The 19,486-nt window shown below is 57.4% G+C and carries 18 protein-coding genes; 7 read left to right on the top strand and 11 right to left on the bottom strand.

Annotation, left to right across the window (positions count from 1 at the left end; all coding sequences use genetic code 11):
- The first annotated feature begins 481 nt into the window (after positions 1-481).
- The 3 genes from B2344_RS05440 (at position 482) to B2344_RS05430 (ending at position 2,855) form a co-directional block, all read left to right on the top strand.
- Positions 482-2,023, top strand: coding sequence for an FAD-binding domain-containing protein (locus B2344_RS05440; RefSeq protein ID WP_290484811.1), 1,542 nt, complete (start codon positions 482-484; stop codon positions 2,021-2,023).
- Between the two features lie 245 nt (positions 2,024-2,268).
- Positions 2,269-2,451, top strand: a complete 183-nt coding sequence (locus B2344_RS05435) for a hypothetical protein (RefSeq protein ID WP_290480039.1) — start codon at positions 2,269-2,271, stop codon at positions 2,449-2,451.
- A 98-nt stretch (positions 2,452-2,549) separates the two neighbouring features.
- Positions 2,550-2,855: a UrcA family protein gene (locus B2344_RS05430; protein WP_290483689.1), complete on the top strand. Its 306-nt coding sequence runs from the start codon at positions 2,550-2,552 to the stop codon at positions 2,853-2,855.
- Between the two features lie 94 nt (positions 2,856-2,949).
- On the opposite strand, the gene B2344_RS05425 is transcribed toward B2344_RS05430, so the two are convergent.
- On the bottom strand, positions 2,950-3,480 hold the full coding sequence (locus tag B2344_RS05425; protein ID WP_290484810.1) for a SixA phosphatase family protein: 531 nt from the start codon (positions 3,478-3,480) through the stop codon (positions 2,950-2,952).
- A 126-nt stretch (positions 3,481-3,606) separates the two neighbouring features.
- Here B2344_RS05425 and B2344_RS05420 point away from each other — a divergent pair, with 126 nt between their 5' ends.
- A complete protein-coding gene (locus B2344_RS05420; RefSeq protein ID WP_206991450.1) occupies positions 3,607-4,245 on the top strand; it encodes a peroxiredoxin in 639 nt (212 codons plus the stop codon).
- 53 nt (positions 4,246-4,298) lie between these two features.
- Here the strand turns inward: B2344_RS05420 and B2344_RS05415 are convergent, their stop codons facing one another.
- Both B2344_RS05415 and B2344_RS05410 read right to left on the bottom strand, forming a co-directional pair.
- A complete protein-coding gene (locus B2344_RS05415) occupies positions 4,299-6,857 on the bottom strand; it encodes an HWE histidine kinase domain-containing protein (protein ID WP_290484809.1) in 2,559 nt (852 codons plus the stop codon).
- A complete protein-coding gene (locus B2344_RS05410) occupies positions 6,832-7,215 on the bottom strand; it encodes a biliverdin-producing heme oxygenase (RefSeq protein WP_290484808.1) in 384 nt (127 codons plus the stop codon). The genes B2344_RS05415 and B2344_RS05410 overlap by 26 nt, the downstream gene beginning before the upstream one ends.
- A gap of 33 nt (positions 7,216-7,248) precedes the next feature.
- Here B2344_RS05410 and B2344_RS05405 point away from each other — a divergent pair, with 33 nt between their 5' ends.
- Positions 7,249-7,374: a hypothetical protein gene (locus tag B2344_RS05405; protein ID WP_290484807.1), complete on the top strand. Its 126-nt coding sequence runs from the start codon at positions 7,249-7,251 to the stop codon at positions 7,372-7,374.
- 68 nt (positions 7,375-7,442) lie between these two features.
- On the opposite strand, the gene B2344_RS05400 is transcribed toward B2344_RS05405, so the two are convergent.
- Together B2344_RS05400 and B2344_RS05395 are read right to left on the bottom strand one after the other, a co-directional pair.
- The gene (locus B2344_RS05400) at positions 7,443-8,264 is read right to left on the bottom strand and encodes a TIGR00282 family metallophosphoesterase (RefSeq protein WP_290482270.1); all 822 of its coding nucleotides are present in this window, start codon (positions 8,262-8,264) and stop codon (positions 7,443-7,445) included.
- Positions 8,265-8,353: 89 nt separating this feature from the next.
- Complete coding sequence (locus B2344_RS05395) at positions 8,354-10,009, bottom strand: hypothetical protein (protein WP_290484806.1); 1,656 nt, start codon at positions 10,007-10,009, stop codon at positions 8,354-8,356.
- 68 nt (positions 10,010-10,077) lie between these two features.
- Between B2344_RS05395 and B2344_RS05390 the strand changes: the two genes are divergently transcribed.
- Positions 10,078-10,797 (top strand): M48 family metallopeptidase, encoded by a 720-nt coding sequence (locus tag B2344_RS05390; RefSeq protein WP_290484805.1) that lies wholly within the window; start codon positions 10,078-10,080, stop codon positions 10,795-10,797.
- Positions 10,798-10,803: 6 nt separating this feature from the next.
- Here the strand turns inward: B2344_RS05390 and B2344_RS05385 are convergent, their stop codons facing one another.
- The 6 genes from B2344_RS05385 to B2344_RS05360 all read right to left on the bottom strand — a co-directional run bounded on the left by B2344_RS05385 (position 10,804) and on the right by B2344_RS05360 (position 18,028).
- The gene (locus B2344_RS05385; RefSeq protein ID WP_290480046.1) at positions 10,804-12,720 is read right to left on the bottom strand and encodes a cation:proton antiporter; all 1,917 of its coding nucleotides are present in this window, start codon (positions 12,718-12,720) and stop codon (positions 10,804-10,806) included.
- A 47-nt stretch (positions 12,721-12,767) separates the two neighbouring features.
- Positions 12,768-13,292: a hypothetical protein gene (locus B2344_RS05380; protein ID WP_206991457.1), complete on the bottom strand. Its 525-nt coding sequence runs from the start codon at positions 13,290-13,292 to the stop codon at positions 12,768-12,770.
- Positions 13,293-13,330: 38 nt separating this feature from the next.
- Entirely contained in the window at positions 13,331-14,341 is a 1,011-nt protein-coding gene (locus B2344_RS05375; RefSeq protein ID WP_290484804.1) for an endonuclease/exonuclease/phosphatase family protein, read from the bottom strand.
- Positions 14,342-14,394: 53 nt separating this feature from the next.
- The gene (motA, locus tag B2344_RS05370) at positions 14,395-15,270 is read right to left on the bottom strand and encodes a flagellar motor stator protein MotA (protein WP_290484803.1); all 876 of its coding nucleotides are present in this window, start codon (positions 15,268-15,270) and stop codon (positions 14,395-14,397) included.
- A gap of 92 nt (positions 15,271-15,362) precedes the next feature.
- Positions 15,363-17,198 carry a dipeptide ABC transporter ATP-binding protein gene (locus B2344_RS05365; protein ID WP_290482274.1) on the bottom strand — a complete coding sequence of 612 codons (1,836 nt, stop codon included), beginning with the start codon at positions 17,196-17,198 and terminating at the stop codon, positions 15,363-15,365.
- Between the two features lie 149 nt (positions 17,199-17,347).
- Entirely contained in the window at positions 17,348-18,028 is a 681-nt protein-coding gene (locus B2344_RS05360; RefSeq protein ID WP_290482275.1) for an OmpW/AlkL family protein, read from the bottom strand.
- A gap of 311 nt (positions 18,029-18,339) precedes the next feature.
- Between B2344_RS05360 and B2344_RS05355 the strand changes: the two genes are divergently transcribed.
- On the top strand, positions 18,340-19,470 hold the full coding sequence (locus tag B2344_RS05355) for an iron-containing alcohol dehydrogenase (protein ID WP_206991460.1): 1,131 nt from the start codon (positions 18,340-18,342) through the stop codon (positions 19,468-19,470).
- Positions 19,471-19,486 lie beyond the last annotated feature (16 nt).

Raw genomic sequence — 19,486 nt, 5'->3', positions numbered from 1 at the left:
TTCAGATGCTGTGGCGGTAGCTCAACAGTTGATGGGGCGATGACGTCAATCTTCTTGCCAATGCGAGTCTATACGCACTGATGAGAACGAAGATGACCAGGCTGAGCGTCCCAAGCCCAGTCAGGATCAACCCGGGCGCAAACAATCCCAAAATTCCAGATATGGTCGCGCTCCGACCGACGAAACGAGACTGTGCCTCGTCAAGTCCTTTCTTTGCAGACATGCCCTGAAATCGGGAAGGGAATGCCTCCGCTGCCCTTTCCGCCAGACGCACGTCTGGCGGAGGCTCAGCAAGGTCATCAAACAAATGCTGCGGAAATCTCTCCCGCGCGGACGCCCCATCACCACCCATGAAATGCATTGATGAGCAAAGAGGACGAAGCTCAAGAAGCCACAAATTGAATTCGTTTCGAGATCGTAACGAATTCTCCAATTGATAGAAACATATAGACTCTCGAACAATTTGTTCTATATTTGTTCTATGGCTGAACTCAACATCATCTGGTTTCGACGGGACCTTCGTGTCCACGATCATGGCGCACTTGCTTCTGCCTGCGCAGCGGGCGGACAGATTGTGCCGCTTTACATATTCGAGCCAAGTTATTGGCAACGGGCCGACACGTCGGCACGCCAATTTGAGTTTGCAGTGGAATCTCTTGCTGATCTTGATCGCGCCCTGCGCCAACGCGGTAGTCAGCTTTGCCTCAGATCCGGCGTAGTGACGGAAGTCCTCTCACGCCTGCATGCCCAGCATGGCATCGCTTCCCTTCATTTCCACTCTCTCAGCAATACGCCTGCAGAGGCGGAACAGGACCGGCAGGTTCGCACTTGGGCGCTCAAGGTCGGGATTCCCTTGAGAGAGCATACCGGGATACATCATTCGAATTCGCCGCATTCTGATTGGGATACGGCGTGGCACAGACATATGAGAAAGCCTCGTATCACAGCGCCCGCAGCTCTTCCTCCGCTGTCAATTCCATCGGAAGGCTGGCCGATCGCTTCTGATTTCGGTCTGGAATCAGACGGATGCCCAGATCGACAAACGGGCGGGCGGACCAATGCGATCCTTCAATTGCGGTGGTTCCTGTCGGGCGGTGGTCGCAATGCTGGGAAGGCAAACTTGTCCATAGCGGCATGTGAGGCGACCGCATCGCGACTGTCCGCTCATTTGACGATGGGCTCAGTATCAGAACGCGAAGTCTGGCAAGCCGCCATGAAAGCCCAGGCGGCACTGGTCACCGATGGGGACGAGACCTTTGCCACGGCACTTCACCGTTTCACCGAAAAGCTCGCCAAGCGATCTCGACGTGTTCAGGCATCTGCCCGAGTCAGTCTGACCGACACGTCCCTGCTCCCGGTCGACATTCATAACCGTGAAGAAGCCAGTGTGGCTGATCCTCGTTTGTCTGCCTGGACAAATGGAAAAACGGGGTTTCCGCTATTGGACGCAAGTATGCGGTGCCTTCAGGCTACCGGGCACCTGGAATCGAGCCTCAGGAGCCTGCTTCTTTCCTTTGCAACATGTCATCTCTGGCTGGGACCGGTTCGCCCGGCTCAAATCCTGGCGCAACTCTGCACCGATTTTGCTCCCGCGATGTACTACGGTAGTGCCAGCCAAGTCATCGGCCTCTCCAAAGAAGCTCCGCCTTACATCCCCAACCCCGTCAGGCAATCTCTGTCTCGTGACCCAAACGGCGCGTTCATCCGCAAATGGATCCCCGAGATCGCCGGACTGCCGGACCAATATCTGCATGCACCCTGGGAAGCCCCCAAGTCGGCCCTGTCCGCGCACGGCATCATTCTCGGACAATCCTACCCTATGCCGCTGGTGGACCATGTCGCAGCCGCCCGAGAAGCAAAACGCAGGCTTTCCCCTGATGGGGCGTCTCGCCCATTGCCCTTTCATTCTATTGCCCGAAAGCCGCTGGGCATCAGAAGGTCAACTATCGGCCGCAACATGACAGCAAAGCGCTCAGGCCATCGCCCAATCCAGCTCAGCTTTGATTTGCAGAGCCAAGCCTGATTGGTGGGCGGCGCAATACAATCCTTTGCATTAATTGTTCTCCAGATTTTTTCTTTGGCTTGACTTGCAATTGGCCGACCCATATCGATATTCAACAAATAACAGAGCCTTGAAATTGCTCGTATTTATCTTTTTTCGATAAAAACTTATTGATTTTCGATAATTTCCAACCTAGATTGTTTGTGTCGGCGGCGGGATGGTCTCGCCAAGGACAGTCAAAAAACAACTAGAAGGAATTGAAAATCATGATCCCCCGCGCTCGTCATACCGACATCGCCGCTCCCGCCAAGAATGACGTGATGGCCCTCTCCATCATGACCGGAGAGGCAACTCACCGGACCCGGCCGGCCAATGATGTCAAAGCGGAGGATCGTCAGAATCTTCTGGTTCGCCGCCGCCGCCGCTTCGCCCGCCGCGAAGCACACTAAGCCCGCCAGCCGGTGCCGCGACAATCGGTTCCCCTGCCGATCGTGGCGCCGGCCTCCCCCCGCCCCCACACTCACAAGCCAAGAAGGATAATTTCACCATGATCCGCTCAATCACAGCCATCGCCATTGCCGCTTCCATCGCCACCGCACCGGCCTTTGCCGCATCCGATGACTTCCAGATGGAAGTCGACCTGAACCGCACTCAGCTGGAAACCATTGAAGGCGCCACCACGGAATACAAGCGCATCCGCCAGGATGTTCACCAGCGCTGCACTGCCGAACATGACGCATTTCGCTTCGCGAAAGGCTATGTGGTCGAAAAGTGCGAACGCTCGATGATGAAAAAGGTCGTCGCCTTCGTGGATGACGCGACCTTCACCAAGGTTCACTACGCATCCAACTAATCTTCTTCGGCTCTGGCGGGCCTCCTGCCTCTCCAAACACACGCCCGCCCGGTCCGGATCCTTGCCCTGCTCTCACCAGCAGGGCATTTTCTTGTCAGGAATTCGCGTCGGCTTCCCGGAAGTCCTTTGCCCGCAGCACCTGCGCAAGTCGGAAATGGGCAGGCACAAACCCCTCATCCTCATCACTCTCGAACAAGGCACAGCAACTGGTTGGGAATTTTTCGATTAACCGGATCGATTCCTGATGGTCCTGGCTTCCGGCTTCGCGAAGAATTTCCATCGAGAAGTCGTGCAGGCCCGGATTGTGACCAATGATCATGAGCGTACCGGCACCATCATTGTGCCGCACAGCTTCAGTCAAGCCGCGCACACCCGACAAATAGAGAGACTCCATCGGGCGTACTTTCTCGCCCTCCACAACCTTGGCAACTTCAGAACAGGTTTCACGGGCGCGGCGAGCGCTGGATACCAAAATCCGCTCCGGACACCATCCCATCGCGACCAGTTCCTCGGCCATGCGCTGCGCGTCCTCCTTGCCCCTTGACGTCAGAGCGCGGCTGAAATCGTCTACCCCTTCGCCCCAAGGCTCCGTCTTGGCGTGTCGCATCAGGATCAGGCGCTTCATTCCAATTCCTTCTTCCCGGATCGGGCATTAGAAAAACTTATCGACAGCTTCAGGTGCCGCGCATTGGATTGCTTCTTCTTAGGCACCATTTTCTGGTCAGAAATCAAGAGACAGGAGTATGGTAATATGAGCCTTCTGATTGGCGACGTCGCCCCAGATTTTGAAGCCGAGACAACAGAAGGCCGCATACGCTTCCACGAATGGGCTGGCGATGACTGGGTCGTCTTCTTCTCCCACCCGGCAGATTTCACGCCGGTTTGCACTACCGAACTCGGCTATACAGCCAAACTGAAAGATGAATTCGCCAAGCGTGGCGCAAAAGCCCTCGTCATTTCAGTCGACAGCCTCGAAGACCACAAGAAGTGGATCGCTGATATCGAGGAAACCCAGAATACCAGTGTTCAATTTCCGATCATTGCCGATCCTGATCGCAGCGTGGCAACCCTGTACAACATGATCCACCCAAATGCGGACGCCAAAGTCACGGTTCGGGCAGTTTATGTCGTCGACCCCAACAAGAAAATTCGCGCTTCGATCATCTATCCCCCAAGCGCAGGTCGGAACTTTGATGAGATCCTCCGCCTGATTGACAGCCTTCAACTTACGGACGGCCACAAAGTGGCGACGCCAGTGAACTGGAACGACGGCGATGATGTGATCATCGTGCCTTCTCTGACTGACCCGAACGAAATCGCCAGGCTCTTTCCGAAAGGCTACAAGGCGGTGAAGCCGTACTTGCGCTACACTCCTCAGCCGGAAAAATAGATTTCCTCCTGACCTTCCGTGCCATCAGCGCACGGAAGGTACTGGAAGCGAGTTCAATTTGGCAAAGCTGCCTTGATCGAGTCGATATCGTATGGCTTCTTGACCACTGGCGCGGATGAGTAACGCTTCGCCAAATCGATGGAATCTCCATATCCCGTCGCAAATGCAAAGGAAATGCCTTGTGCGTGCAATTGTTCGGCGACCGGTTCGCTGGTCTCTGATCCAAGATTGACATCCAACAAGGCGAATTGAAGGGTCTCGCTCTCGATGAAACCGAGCGCTTCCTTCACGTTTGACGCCACGAACACTTCCGTCGCACCTAGCGACCGAAGCATGTCCTCCGCATCCATTGCAATGATCAAATTGTCTTCCAGTACCAGCGCATGCCCTGACAGGCTGGCCTGCTTGCGCTCACCCGTCTTGCTGCCGGTCTCGGGATGCAAGGCATCGGAAAATCCATCGACATGTGCCGGGGGAATTTCGAAATCCGCTGAGACACCGGTGACCTCAAACCTCATCTCGGCTCGACCACCCAGCTCATACGGAATCGATCGCTCAATGATGGTCGACCCGAAGCCCCGGCGCACAGGAGGTGACTGGATGGGCGGGCCACCGGTCTCCAGCCACGATATTGACAAGGCCCCGTCCGAGAGCCGCGCGAAGCCAATCTGCACGACGCCATTTGTTTTGCTAAGCGCCCCGTATTTCGCCGAGTTGGTCAGCAATTCATGCACGACCAGCGACACGGCCGTGAAGGCTTTTGGTCGCAAATGGACGTCCGGCCCCTGAATCTTCACCTTCTCGGCGTTTGCCCCAAGATAGGCTTCCACCTCGATGCGTATCAGCTCTCGTGCTGAAGCAGGCTCCCATTGCTGCCGCGTGATCAAGTCATGGGCACGACTGAGTGCGTGGATCCGACCACCCACAACATGCGTAAACTCAGAAATGGAGCGCGCCTCGGATCCGCTCTGTTCAACAAGCCCACCAATCAAGCTCAAGATATTCCGCACCCGGTGATTAAGCTCGGCAATCAGAAGTTCCTGATGCTCCTGCGCTTTAGCGCGTTCGCGCAATGTTGCGTCCGACATACGGAATATGACTTCGAGCAATGTCAGCCGCAGCGCTTCAGCGGCGCGCACTTCAGCGGGCTGCCAGGGGGCAGATGTATTCCGCACAATCTGCTGCCATGCCTCGAAACTCTTGCGCGGGGTGAGACGGTCGCCATTCGGACCAGAAACGACGGGTTTATCCGGATTCCCGGCCCATGTGACAGATTTTGCAAGCTCCCTGCGGAACAGCACAATGTAGTCTCTCGGCGCCCGCGACACGGGCAAGACGAGCATACCGGCAGCGCGATCCACAAACTCAGCAGCGGCGGGATAGGCTTTAACAACACTGTCTGTGTGATAAATCCGGCTGGCGGCCGTCGTGTTCAGGAAGCTCACCAAGCCAAGAAATTCCTCCTTGCTCGGCGTATGCCCGATCGATTCGAATTCTCCATTAACCCACCCAACGGCTCCGTCATATGGAATGACCGACGCAATACCGTTGATTATGGTATCAAAATTGTCAGATATCGACGTATCTTCGGCAAGCTGAGCCATGAGTTGGTCATGCAGGGACTGGGCACGCTCCTGCTCATCCCTGCCCTCATCAGATTCCTTCTGGTCCAATACAAATGAGAATAGCTGCCCAAACAGTTCCGCGGCCGTACGAACTTCATAGCCAAGCACTCGCGGGCTCTCATGATGGCAGGCGAAAAGCCCCCAGAGCTTGCCCCGCTTCAGGATGGAAATGGAGAGCGATGCCTGAACGCCCATATTTGCCAGATATTCCATATGGATGGGCGAGACGGACCGCAATCCACTCATGGACAAGTCCAGCGGCACACCCTCAGGATTGATGGCAGGAATGATCTCCGCGCCCGAATCCGATACATCCGCGATGATACGCAGGAGGTTGCGCTTGTAGAGTGCCCGCGCTTGCCTTGGAATGTCAGACGCCGGATAATGTAAACCCTTGAAACTATCTATTCCCGGCTTGACGGATTCAGATACAACTATGCCGGAATCATCCTCTGCAAAGCGGTAAACCATGATCCGGTCAAACCCAATCAGGTTGCGCAACTGACGCGCCGCCTCATCGCACAATTGTTGCGAGGTATCAGCGCGAGATATACGCTCCACCATGGGACGAACATAGTTCACATAGTTGGTATCGCGCGCATTGTCCCGAGGCTCGAACTCCATCACGATCGAGCGCCCCGACAGGTGCATGGAGAGGTCGAACAAACGCTCATCCCCGGTCAATGCCACACCGAATACGCGCTCAACAGCATCCGGCGACGCCAGCATGGGCATACGGGATCGAATCAACAGCAAGGCCTGTTCCGAGAAACAGTCTCTCAGGGGCTTGCCTATCAGCTCTTCCGCTGCGGCTCCGATGAACTCTTTGACGTTTACCGAGGCATGATTCACGATCCAGTCTGACGACATGGAGATCAGGCCACCAAAGGACTGTACACGCCCGATGACGTGAATGGGTTCACGGTCGCAATTCGTCAGGTCAACATCGCTCGCGGGCCCGTCAGTTTCGGGGCTGTGGCGGATCATAGGCAAACTTTCTGGTCACGTCCTGGCAAGCCGCCTCAAAAATCGAGAAACAGCCCTTCGCAGATTCTACTATATCAATAAATTCCGATTGGCTAATTTGCGCGTTTGAAACCTGGACAAGAAAATCTGTCCAGCAAGAACGGTCTGTCATCTGGCTCAAAAAGCGACCTGCAAGCCGGACATTCGAATCATCGGCCTGCTGCCATCGTTTGTGCAGAACCGTACCACCGAGGCGGCTACCCGCGATAACATAAATCATTCCAACTGGATGCGCCGCTTCCATACTGGGCTCTGCCTGCCAGGTCGGTATTCCGGCGCCGAGCGAGGCAAGATCAGCCTCTATTTCTTCAAGGGGCAAGTATGGCAATGTGAACCTGCCATGCGGCCGCAAATGACGCTCAACCGTCGTATAGGCGAGATGATTGATCGCGAGAAAGGCGGCAAGCCCTTCCGGCCGAGTGAGGTCATGGCGGCTGATCAATTCGTCCACGCGCGCATGATGGTCTGCGGTTTTTAGGCGCAAATCCTGCCTGACCGTGTCCAAAATTTTCATCAATGAAATCTCTCTGTGCGTCCGCGCAGCGCTCAGGTCGGAACAGAATCGCTCAAACGGCCGCCAATGCGGATAGCTTCAATTCTTGTGGCAAGTCCTGTGGCGTCATCGGTTTCAATATAGGTTCCGCACAAGGTCCCCTCCCCCAAAGCGGGCTGGTAACGCTCTCCAGGCAATTGTGTCTGGAAGCGATACAGGGAAATCTGCTTCTGCATGCCGATGACGCTGTCATAGTCACCGCACATGCCGGCATCCGTCTGATAAGCTGTGCCGCCTTCAAGGATCATCGTGTCGGCTGTGGGGACATGGGTGTGACTTCCAACCACGAGACTTGCCCGCCCATCGCAGTGATGGCCCATAGCCATTTTCTCACTGGTCGCTTCACAATGCATGTCCACAATGATGGCATCCGCCACAGCGCCAAGCGGCATGGAATCCAATGCCGCATCCACGGCCGCAAAGGGACACGGCAGCGTCTGGCGCATGAACACATTCCCCTGCACCTGGACGACCCCGACACGACGCCCATCCGGCAAGCTGAACAGATTGGCTCCCTTGCCAGGTGCGCCGGCAGCCGATGGGTAATTTATGGGGCGCAACAAACGGGGCTCGCGTTCGATATAGGTCAAAGCCTCGCGTTGATCCCAGGCATGATCACCGAGAGTCAGGCAATCAGCACCTGCGGCAAAGAATTCCTCCGCAATGACGCTTGTCAGGCCGAAGCCTCCCGCCGCATTTTCAGCGTTTACTACAGCAAAATCCAGACGCATGCGCGCCTTCAGGCCCGGCAAATGGTCCAGGACAGCCTGTCGGCCAGGCTTTCCGACCACATCTCCAAAAAAGGCAATTTTCATGGCGGAAAGTCTATGCCCCGGCCTGAGTACAAAGAAAAGCGCGCGCGCCCAGTCGGCACGCGCGCGCTTGGAACGGATTCCAGTAGACTCTATTCGTTGCTAGCCGAGAAGCCGAGCGACGACTTAGTCAGCGTAGACGGATCTTCCATCTCAGCAAATGTCGACATCTTGATCGGTGTCGCAGGGTTCAACGAAATGGTTAGCGTCTTCGGATCCGTGATGAAGCTCGACAGGGCCGTAGATGCCTCAGTTGCCAGTTCCATGTCGATCCCCGAACCTGACGCCATCATCGGTGCCATGGCCAGCAGACCAGCCGTTTGATTGCGCAGCTGCTGCGGGTCTTCACCGCTCTGCGCTGCGTAGGCATTGAACGCACGGTCCACAATGCCATCATCATCCAAGGACAGGTCGATGGAGTGGAGCGTAAGCTTCTCCATGACTTCTCCCAGCATTGCCGCCGGATCTGCAGAGTCCATATCCTGCTCAGCCTGAGCCGCCGCCATCGCGCTGGCACCTTCATACTTCGCGCCGAAATTCAGGCGGAAGCCATCTTTCAGCTCCCAGTAATTCTTGCCTTTTTCCAGCGTCACCACGTCTGCATCAGGATCGTAAGCCTGTTCACTGGCCATGGTCAGCTCAAGCTTTTCGTACCCGAGCGTCGCAAGCTGGGTACCCAACTGCTGGCCAAGCTCACCGTCACCAGCGTTCAGAACCATTTTGACGGGCTCAGTGATCACTTTTACGGCACGGCCCTGCTTGTCATGGCTGACATTGGAGACGAGCGAAGGCATGTCGAAATTGACGCCTGAAACATCGAAGTTCAGATCTTTCAGATTGATCGACTTGTAACCGGGATTGGCCGGATCTTTCGGGTTCATGCCGGCCATGAAACCAGACTCAAAGCTGTCTTCCAGAGAGTCGCCCTCAGCTGGCGCAAACACCGACCAGTCAAACCCGCGGATATCCACATTGCTGATATTGGCCTTGACGGTCATGTCGTCTTCAGGATCGAACATGTCGAACTTCAGGCCCTTCAGCATCATCTGAGCAGCCTTCTGATTCTTCATCCCAGAGACCGAAACCGTGTCCACGAGGAAGGTGCCACTTTCGCCATCGTCTTCATCGATCTGCATGTTCATGTCGTTCATGGTCCACAGATCGAAAGAGAGCGCCTCCCCTGTCGGCATGTCAGCAGGTTCTGCATCCGCAAACACGCTCGCGACCCATGCTGCCAGTGCAGGTGAAGGGTTGACCAGTTCGACGGAGCCAATGGACGCGCTGCCATCTTCTGCTTCTTCGGGATCAGTCGGAACCAGCGAAATGTCGGACATGACCATGCGCGAGAAGCTCGCTTTGCCGTCAATCATGGCGAGACCATCGAATTCCAGCTTTTTCGCTTTTACATCGGCGCCATCCAGGTGCGTGCCATCTTCGTCGTCATCGGACCCGTCATCGGACCCGTCATCGGACCCGTCATCGTCGCCTGCCAGAAGCGTCACGTCAGTGAATACGGCCTTGTCCCCGTTCAGCGTGCTGCTGCCGAAGGATATGCGGCTGTCGTCGGCTTCATCCAAAGCAAAAGCCGCAAGCGCCTGTGGCGCGGTTGCCGGATCACCTTTGCGGGCCTTGACGTCCTTTGCGGCATCTGTGGCGTATTCTGAGCCAGCGCCATCAACCGGCTTGTCTTTGTCTCCGCAAGCCGTAAGCATGGCGATGGCGGCAACGCCTGTGAGCAGATATTTCATGTTTGGTCCCTTTAATGATTGATGCCAGCGTTTCATTTGCGCCCGTCACCTAGAGTGAGATTATTAACATGGCATACAACAATGGCCAGACCGTGACATTCAATGGCCCCGACGGGGACGAAATTCGTGTTCGCCTTGAAGTGAATTCGAAGGCACGGCGGTTGATTTTGAGATTGGATGAACGCCGCCGGGAAGCGGTCGCGATTGCGCCATCGCGGCGGCAGATCAAGGACGCCGCCGCCTTCGCAGCCGAGCGAATCGACTGGATTTCAACGCGCCTCCAACACCTTCCAGAAGTTGTTCGCTTTGAAGAAAACAGTCTGATTTCGTATCGGGGTGCTCCCTGCCGCCTGACCGCAGAAGGCTCGGGCCGCGTACCCCGCATGATAACCGGTCAGCCGAACACACTTTGCGCGCCCGGGGATCCGGAAACACTGCATTTGCGGGTCACCCGCTACCTGAAGAAACAGGCGCGGGCAGATATCACCCGCTCAGTAAACCGTCATGCCGCCACGTTGGGCGTCGCGTACAATGGCATTTCAGTGAAGGATACCCGCTCGCGTTGGGGCTCGTGCACGGCCGATGGTAAATTGTCGTTCTCATGGCGCCTGATCATGGCGCCCTCTGAAGTGCTTGACTACGTGGCGGCCCATGAATGCGCACATTTGCTGGAAATGAACCACTCCCCGCGGTTCTGGGCGCATGTTGCAACCTGTTGCAGCGACTGGAAGCGGCAACGCTCATGGCTGCGTGAGCATGGCGCAGGCTTGCAGGCAGCCGGCGAATAGTGCGGCCTAGCTGGCAGCGACCTCTTCAGGTTCAGTCGCGACTTCGACATCGCGGGCCGGACCAAAGCTGATCAACGTGACCCCGTCGCCGCCCTTGGCCTCCCGATTCGGCCCGAGGAAAATCAGCGTGCCATCTGCGCGAATTTCAGCGATCAGGTCCACTTTCGGTCGATCCTTGCGATAATCTTCAAGGTCGTATTCATCCGTCAACTTCGTCTTGCCAAAGGTCCAACCGCGATAATGGTCGCGGATCAGGCTGTCATAGCCCCTGCCCCGACGAATCAGTGTTCGCCCGCGGGTGCCCATGCCAATGGCCCGGGGATCTTCTTCCTCGGTATCCTGTGCCGACAATTGATAGACCCTGTGGCGGCCGAGTTCAGGGGCAAAATGTCCGGAAACGAGCGCGTTGTACGGCTCATTGGCAGACAAGCCAACGACCTGGTCAAAGGCGGCGTGATCCAGCCGAACCTCCGCTTCCTCTGACAGGACTTCGCCGAAGAAGGTGTTGAGCCCGGCCTCGCGTGCAGGTCGCAAGCGCCTCCAGTTATTGTCTGCAAGGATCGGTTCGATACCGACATCCTTCAGCACTTTCGCCAGATCGATACTCCATGGGTTCACACCTACCAGCAAGACGCCGGGTCGCTCCTTGCGGGCGAGTCCCAATCGCCGGGCCATTGGCCCGATCGTAAAGCCGTGGAGGACCACGGTCACGAACACCATGGCAAAGGCGAGCGGGGTAATCTGTTCTGCACCTGAGAAATAGAACCGGGAATCTCCGCGCCGCCCGAGATCCTCCAGCAGGGTTGCAAAAAGGCTGGAAACGGCAACCGCCACGATCCCGCGGGGCGCAATCCAGCCAAGCAGGATTGCTTCATTGCGTTTCAACGTCCCGAATGTGGCGATCCACACTGAAAGCGGCCGCACGATGAACAGCATCGCCAACAGGAAGGCGAGCGTATTCCAAGTCAGTGCGCGGCGAATGACATCTGGCGTAAGGTTGGCCGTCAGGATGACAAACACGCCTGAAACGAGCAAGACGGCGATATCCTCCTTGAATTTTCGGAGTTCCGCGAGCCCGGCAAGGCGCGAATTGGCCAGCGTCATGCCATAGGCCGTGACGGCAACGAGGCCGATTTCCTTTTCGATCATTTCTGCCAGCGCATAACAGAGAATGATGGACGCGAAGATGATCGGCGCCTTGAGGTATTCCGGAGTCCACCCCTGACGGAAGGCGCGCACGATGGCCCACCCGAAGGCGAAGCCCAGCCCGACACCCAGTGCAGCGGCCACGATGATCATGGCGCCCTTACCGAGAATGGACTCCCCCGTGGCGGCCACGCGAATGATTTCGAAAGCAGCCACCGCAAACAGCGCGCCAACCGGATCGTTGACGATGCCTTCCCACTTCAGGAACTGGCCGGTTCGCCCGCCGAGTTTGGACTGACGCAACAATGGCATGATCACGGTGGGCCCGGTAACCACCAGCACGCCAGCAAATACAACAGAACTGCCCCAATCGAGACCGGCGGCATAATGGGCTGCGAAAGTGCCCAGCGCCCAAGCCAGCGGGCCACCAAGGAATACCATGCGCCGAACAGCTGCACCGGCATCACGAAGGTTCTCGAATTTCAGGACGAGCCCGCCCTCAAACAGGATCACGGCGACGGCCAGCGACACGATGGGACGCAACAACTCGCTGCTGCCGCTATTGAACACTTTCTCAGGATTCAGCAGAGGCTCGCCGAAAACAACCGTCCACAACGGACCGACCGCCAAGCCTGCCAACGCCATCAGCACAATGGCGGGGGCCTGTATACGCCAAGCGACCCATTGCGCACCAATTCCCAGCGCCCCGATCAGGGCGCAGGCGAAGATCAGCTCGCTGGATCCGGCGGATGCCAGTGCAAAGTTGAATTGGTCCATAAAAGCCCCGTTTCGTGGTGCATTCTGCCCGTCGGGCGATCAGAAAACTAGGCTTGAGCCGCGTTTATGTCATCAGCAAAGTCAAATCCGATCTCGCGGGTACCATAGTCGCCTTCCTTGTAGCGTTCGATATGGTCGGAGAACCAGAGCAGGATATGCTGGTAAAGATGTTCATAGAATGGTTCAGGATCAGCGTCTTTCAGCGGCAGGCTGAATTCGTATACTGAACCGTCCTCAATCTGAATTTTGAATTTGTCGCCGATCTTGCGGCACTGCATCACCAGCCTCAGCCAGTCCGTATCGCGCGTGACGCGCACGGCAAGGCCGAACGATATCGGCCCCAGGAGACGGAATCCTCGCGGCGGAATCGAAAAGGCTGCATCCCCATGTGCCTTTGGTTTGTAGGCCCCGGCCGGCGGGACGAGGTGGACACAAACGCCATCGGTTGAGCCAAGAAATTCGCAAAACCCGCTGCGGATTTCTTCCGCCAGTGTGCGGATTCGGTCGTAATTCTCGGCAGCGAGGGCCTGATAGGCCTCTACAGTCTCGATCAGATTATCAAAACGTGACACAGCCTGACGGCCCCCTTCATTACCAAAGCCAACATAAATTAGGGTGCCGCAGGGCGACCTTCAAATTTTAAAGTCGCCACCATCGGACAATGATCAGATGCTTTGGGCGTAATCCAGCCGACGCCGGGAAAGCGAGCCCCATCATATCTCGCGGCTCTATATGGCGATCCGGCCCGCACAATCTCAACTCTGGCAGCAGGATTCAAGGCGGCGAGCTTGGGTGACAGGAAGATGTGATCCAGCGCGCCATAGGTGTCGTCGCCGCTATAATGGTGAGTCCATCGGTCATATGGGTCTGCAATGGCGCGGCTGGCCAAATCGATGGCGAACCCGTCGCCTACCAGCGCTCCCAGACCATGCGGCCGTGCCGGACGGCCATCTACTTCCCAATAGTCATTGAAATCGCCCAAAATAACCCATTCCGCTTTCGCCGGGTCATCAAATCGCTGGCTGACAATCCGGCGCACAGCCTGAGCCTCAGCTTCACGCATGGCAACCGTCCTCTTGCGTCCACCATGCATGGATTTGAAGTGGCAGACAAAAAGCGTCAAAAGGCGTCCGTCTTTTTCCACATCCACTTCCAGACAATCCCGGCGAAAGACGTAGTCATTGACGGAAGCCCCTTTGGGGGGGTGAATGCCCAACCGTCCGAAGGTCGCCCGCGCATGGCTGCGCTGGAATGCCACCGTAAGCGACGACAACAGACCCACATCGATTCCGCGGCTGTCATTCCCCTCGTGCAGCACACGTTCGCCAAACGGCTTTCCGGCCCAGCGCCCGACATAGCGATTGTCAAAAGCGGTCAAGGTGACGAGGTTTTCGACCTCCTGCAGTGCGCACACTTCGGCCTTGGTCGCGACCAGAGCCTGCGCGGTCAGGGTGCGGTCATCCTCCGACAGGACATCGAAAACCGCATCCACCTGCTCGGCAACCAGGGCGTCGTCGACATCGGTCAGCTTGCGACGCGCATTGGCGAGACCTGAGCGCGCGAAATCGCAGCGCATCATCAGGTTTTCGCAATTGAACGTGGCCAAACGAATATCAGGCATTCATCGGTGATGCGGCCTCATGCCTGCGGGGTCAACGCAGAATGGCGGCTGTCTCAGGCGACGGCGCGTTCAGCAAAACGGGCGCTCGTCTGGGCCCGCTCAACCGATTCCGCATCGGGGCGCTGATCTACGGGAATGGCCGTGCGGCCGAGTTCTACGGCAATGCCTGGCTGAACCCCGCCGCCAAATGCAGACAACACCGTGCGGATCACATCGAGAGGCTGGGCCTCATCTTCGACAATCTGTCCGAAGCGAGCGGCGACAGGCCCAACTACGCCATAAGCCAAGAATACACCGAGAAAGGTGCCCAGCAGGGCTGACCCGATCATCATTCCAAGCACTGCAGGCGACTGATCAATCGACCCCATCGTCTTGATGATGCCCAGCACAGCCGCCACGATACCGAGCGCTGGCAAAGCATCGGCTACAGTATTGAGTGCACTCACTGCTTTCATGCGCTGGTCAACGTGCAGGGCCACAGACTGCTCCATATGCGCCTCAGCCCGTGCCGGGTCTGACAGGTCGAGCGCCATCAGGCGAAAGGAATCGCAGATCATGTCACGCGCAGCAGGATCGGAAAGCACCGCAGGGGACAAAGCAAACAAGGGCGACGCATCCGGGTCTTCGATATCCGATTCAATCGCGACAAACCCGCCTTGGCGTACCTTGCGCATCAAGTTGGACAGCAGAACCAGCAATTCGCGGTGTTGGGCACGCTGCCAACGGCTGCCCTGAAACGAGCGAACGAACCCACCCAAAGCCTCCTTGGCAACTTTCGGCGAATTACCGATCAGAATGGTGCCGAGCGCAGCGCCACCAATCAGGGCCAGTTCGAATGGCAGCGCCTGCATGGCACCGTGTCCGCCCGTGAGGACGAGGCCGCCCATCACGAGGATGACCACAAGGACAAGACCAATCAATTGGGGCAAGACGCGCGGGCTCCGGCATTAACTCAGCCTGCACCATGACACATTCGTCTTAAGCCAAGCTTACAGCGCACACCCTGCCCTGCCTGCAGCGCTTAACTGGCTCGCAATCCTGCGCCGCCCATCACGGGGTCATGCTCTGCCACAAGGTGGCCAGGAGTAATCTCGACCAGTTTTGGTTGGTACTGTTCCGCGTCCCCATCATCAATGAGTTTGGACTTCATGAAGCGGAGCGATGCACGGCTGTCGAGCGGACTTGGAAGATCGCCCGTCAGGCGCAAGCGTTCCCGCGTGCGCTCCCCGGTCGGATCGGCGTTTGGCACAGCCGCAATCAGCGCTTTCGTGTAGGGGTGGCGCGCTTCGGTGTAGATGGCATTGCGACCGGCAAGTTCTACTACGCGGCCAAGATACAACACCATTACCCGATGGCTGATCTGCCGCACGACGGCGAGATCGTGGCTGATGAAGATCATGGCGAGGCCGAATTCTTTCTGCAGCTCGATCAGCAAATCCACGACTTGCGCCTGGACAGACACATCAAGCGCCGAAACCGCTTCATCACAGATCACCAGTTTCGGCTGAAGGATCATGGCACGGGCAATGCCAACCCGCTGGTTCTGGCCCCCAGACAATTCATGCGGGTACCGGTTGATCAGATTTGGGTCGAGCCCGACCCGCGGCAGGATTTCGCGTACTTTCGCTTCCCGATCCGCGCGCGACAGGCGCGGTTGGTGAACTTGCAACGGTTCGGCAATGGAAGCGCCGATGGTCATGCGGGGGTCAAGGCTGGCGAGCGGGTCCTGGAACACGATCTGGAGATCGTCGCGCAGGCCGTTCATTTCCTTGCGGCTCGCCTTGGATATGTCGCGCCCCAGCCAGGCAACCGTGCCATCGGTTGGAGGGATGAGGTTCAACACGCCGCGCGCGAGCGTGGACTTGCCACACCCGGATTCTCCGACAACTCCCAACGTCTCGCCCGGTTTCAAATCGAACGAAACACCATCCACCGCTTTCAACGGCTTCGTCTTGCCAAACAGACCGCCCTTCACCGCAATCGGGAAATGGATTTTCATGTCCTCTACCTTGAGAACCGGCTCAGTTTCAGGCGCCGGCGGCGCTGACAGGACGGGTCGACCGGGGCGATCTGGTTCGTCGATGCGCGGCACAGCATTCAGCAGCATCTTCGTATAGTCGGCCTGAGGCTTGTAGAAGATGTCGTCGACGCTCCCCTGCTCGACGATCTCGCCATGACGCATGACGATGACGCGGTCGCACATGCGGGCGACCACACCCATATTGTGAGTGATCAGCGCGATGCCGGTACCCGTCTCGCGTTTCAGCTCGTCCATCAGTTCCAGAACCTGCGCCTGCACGGTCACATCCAGCGCTGTGGTGGGCTCATCCGCGAGCAACAGTTCAGGATTGCAAAGCATGGCGATGGCAATCATGACGCGCTGGCGCATGCCACCTGAAAGCTCATGCGGAAACTGGTTCATGCGCCGGGCTGCTTCCGGAATGCGCACATTCTCCAGCCAGTCGACGCATATGCGATCCGCTTCTTCGCCCTTGAGGCCCTTATGGAGCGCCAACACTTCGCGCATCTGCGCGCCGACTGTCATGTGCGGCGTCAAACTGGTCAGCGGGTCCTGAAAAATCATCGACATCCGCGCGCCACGGATATTGCGAAGTGTTGCGTCCGAAGCCTCCAGCATATTGGTGCCATCGAAATCAATCCGGCCGGTTGCAGTGCCATTGCCCGCCAACAGACCCAGAGCCGAGAGCGCAGACTGGCTCTTCCCGGAGCCGCTTTCGCCGACAATGCCGAGGCATTCGCCCTTGGCGACGTCGAAACTTATACCTTTGACAGCCTCAACCACACCGTCAGGTGTGTCGAAGGAAACACGAAGATCTTTGACAGAAAGAATAGCCATGCTGGCATTCTGTATACGCGCGGGCGGGGCGTGCAACGACCGCTCTGCAGAAAGCGGAAAAAAGGCCGCGCTGTCGGGAAATAGCACGGCCCAGGAGAGAGTGAGAACAGGGCGCAATGGGTCAAAGCCCTGCCCTCATGATATGGCGCTCAGAATTTATACCCGAGCCCCAGTCCCACCACGAGTGGATTGATGTCCACATCAGCATCCACTGTTGCGCCAAGCGCCGTGGTGAAATCCACAGTCACATCCGGATTTATCCAGATCTTCTTGATGTCTGCGTTGACAGCCCAGCCACCTGGCTCGCCATCAAGATCGTAATCTACGCCCGCCTGAAGCGCGAGACCGACACTGGTGTCGTAATCTATGCCGTCTGCGACAGGGCCTTCATCCTCGTTGAAGAAGAAGGTCGCATTGACGCCTGCGCCGACATAGGGCTTCCACTGGCTGTCATTCACGAAGTGGTATTGCACCGTCAGAGTGGGTGGCAGCAGCGTGACATCGCCCAGATCGATCGTTGCATTATCGAGTGCGCCCGGAACGGTCACGCCCGTGGCTTTCACGTCATGTGGCGTCACGCCAAGGATCAGCTCGGCAGCGATATTCTTCGTGAAGAAGTAAGTAATGTCCAATTCGGGCACGTACTGGTCTGAAATGTCCACATCCCCTGCAAGGCGCGACCCTGCGACGGAGAGATCGCCGGACTCATCCGGCAGGACCCCGATGACGCGTCCGCGGACCATCCAGGGATTCTCGTCTGCCAAGGCAGCAGGTGCTGTCCCGACCCAAGTTGCCCCGGCAACCAGAGTAGCAAGGAGAAGCTGTTTCATGTCGTTTAACTCCTGTTTTGGCGCACCAATTCGCGCCGGATGCCAAATGCCTACTCCGATGATTTGATGAGGATAATTGCCCGTTTTGACGCGCGGGCGCGTGTCGCGCGTCATGGCATCGCGACTAGGTATTCTTCCCAATTGCGCCGGTGAGCACTTCCTGAGATCTTGGTTCGGTGCGCTTCCGTCCGAGCTATATCCATCCGCCTGCTGCGGCGTACCATCCCGGTTCTCCCACGGTCAGGCTTGAACTGTGCGCTTCCGCTGGGGCACATGGAGGGTGAGGAAACCATCCCAATGAGGACCACACCATGCCCGTCATAAATTATCTCACCACTTGCATCTTTGATTCAGGTGCCTTGAAGCAGCTCGCCGGTACGGCGAAGAAGCTCGGCATGACCCGGCCTTTCATTGTGACGGACCCCGGCATCAAGGCCGCCGGCATTCTGGCGAAGGTCGAAGATGCGTTGGGCGTTGCAGCGGCAGGCGTGTTCGCGGAGACCGTGCCGAACCCGACCGAGAAGCAGACCAAGGAAGCAGCAGCCGCCTACAAGGCATGCGGCGCCGACGGCCTGATCGCACTCGGCGGCGGCTCGTCCATGGACCATGCCAAGGGAATCGGCCTGCTGGTCAGTCATGATGAACCGCTCGAAAATTATGCCGCCATCACCGGCGGTGCCAAGAAGATCGGCAAGATCCCGCCGCTGATCGCTATCCCGACCACATCCGGTACGGGTTCAGAAGTCTCAGTCGGCCTGGTCCTTGTACTGGAGAATGGCCGCAAGGAGACCATCGTCTCTCCAAACCTGATCCCTGCCACAGCCATTTGCGATCCGGACCTGACTCTTGGCCTTCCTGCCGGACTGACGGCCGCCACTGGGATGGACGCCGTCACACACTGCATTGAATCAGTCCTGTCCCCAACCGTGAATCCGCCTGCCGAAGGCATTGCGTATGAGGGCGTGTTCCGTGCTGTCGGGAATGGCTGGCTGAAGAAGGCGGTCAAGGATGGCTCGGACGCGGACGCCCGCTGGCACATGATGATGGCAAGTTATGAAGGCGCTCTGGCATTCGTGAAAGGCCTTGGCGGGGTCCACGCCCTGTCACACGCGGCGGGCCGTCTGCATGACAAGCGACTGCACCACGGCACGCTGAACGCGATCTTCCTGCCGCATATCCTACGCTTCCATGAGGGTTCAGCCGATGAGAAATATGTGCGTCTTCGTCAGGCCATGGGTCTGAAACCCGGCGCGGATCTTGGCGACGCAATTGCAGAGCTGAATGCCGATATCGGCATCCCAGCCACCCTGTCCGCCATCGGATTGTCGGCAGACGACGCCCCCGGCGTGGTTGAGTATGCACTTAAAGACCTCGCCCATTTCGGCAATCCAAAGCCTATGAGTGCGGATGATTATGCAAAGGTCTACGAGGCCGCCCTTTAAGGATACGTGGAAGGGG

It is taken from the genome of Hyphomonas sp. UBA3195, assembly GCF_002366485.1.
Lineage (GTDB): Bacteria > Pseudomonadota > Alphaproteobacteria > Caulobacterales > Hyphomonadaceae > Hyphomonas.
Note: the sequence above shows the minus strand (reverse complement) of the source record. Positions and strands in the feature narration are given on the sequence as shown.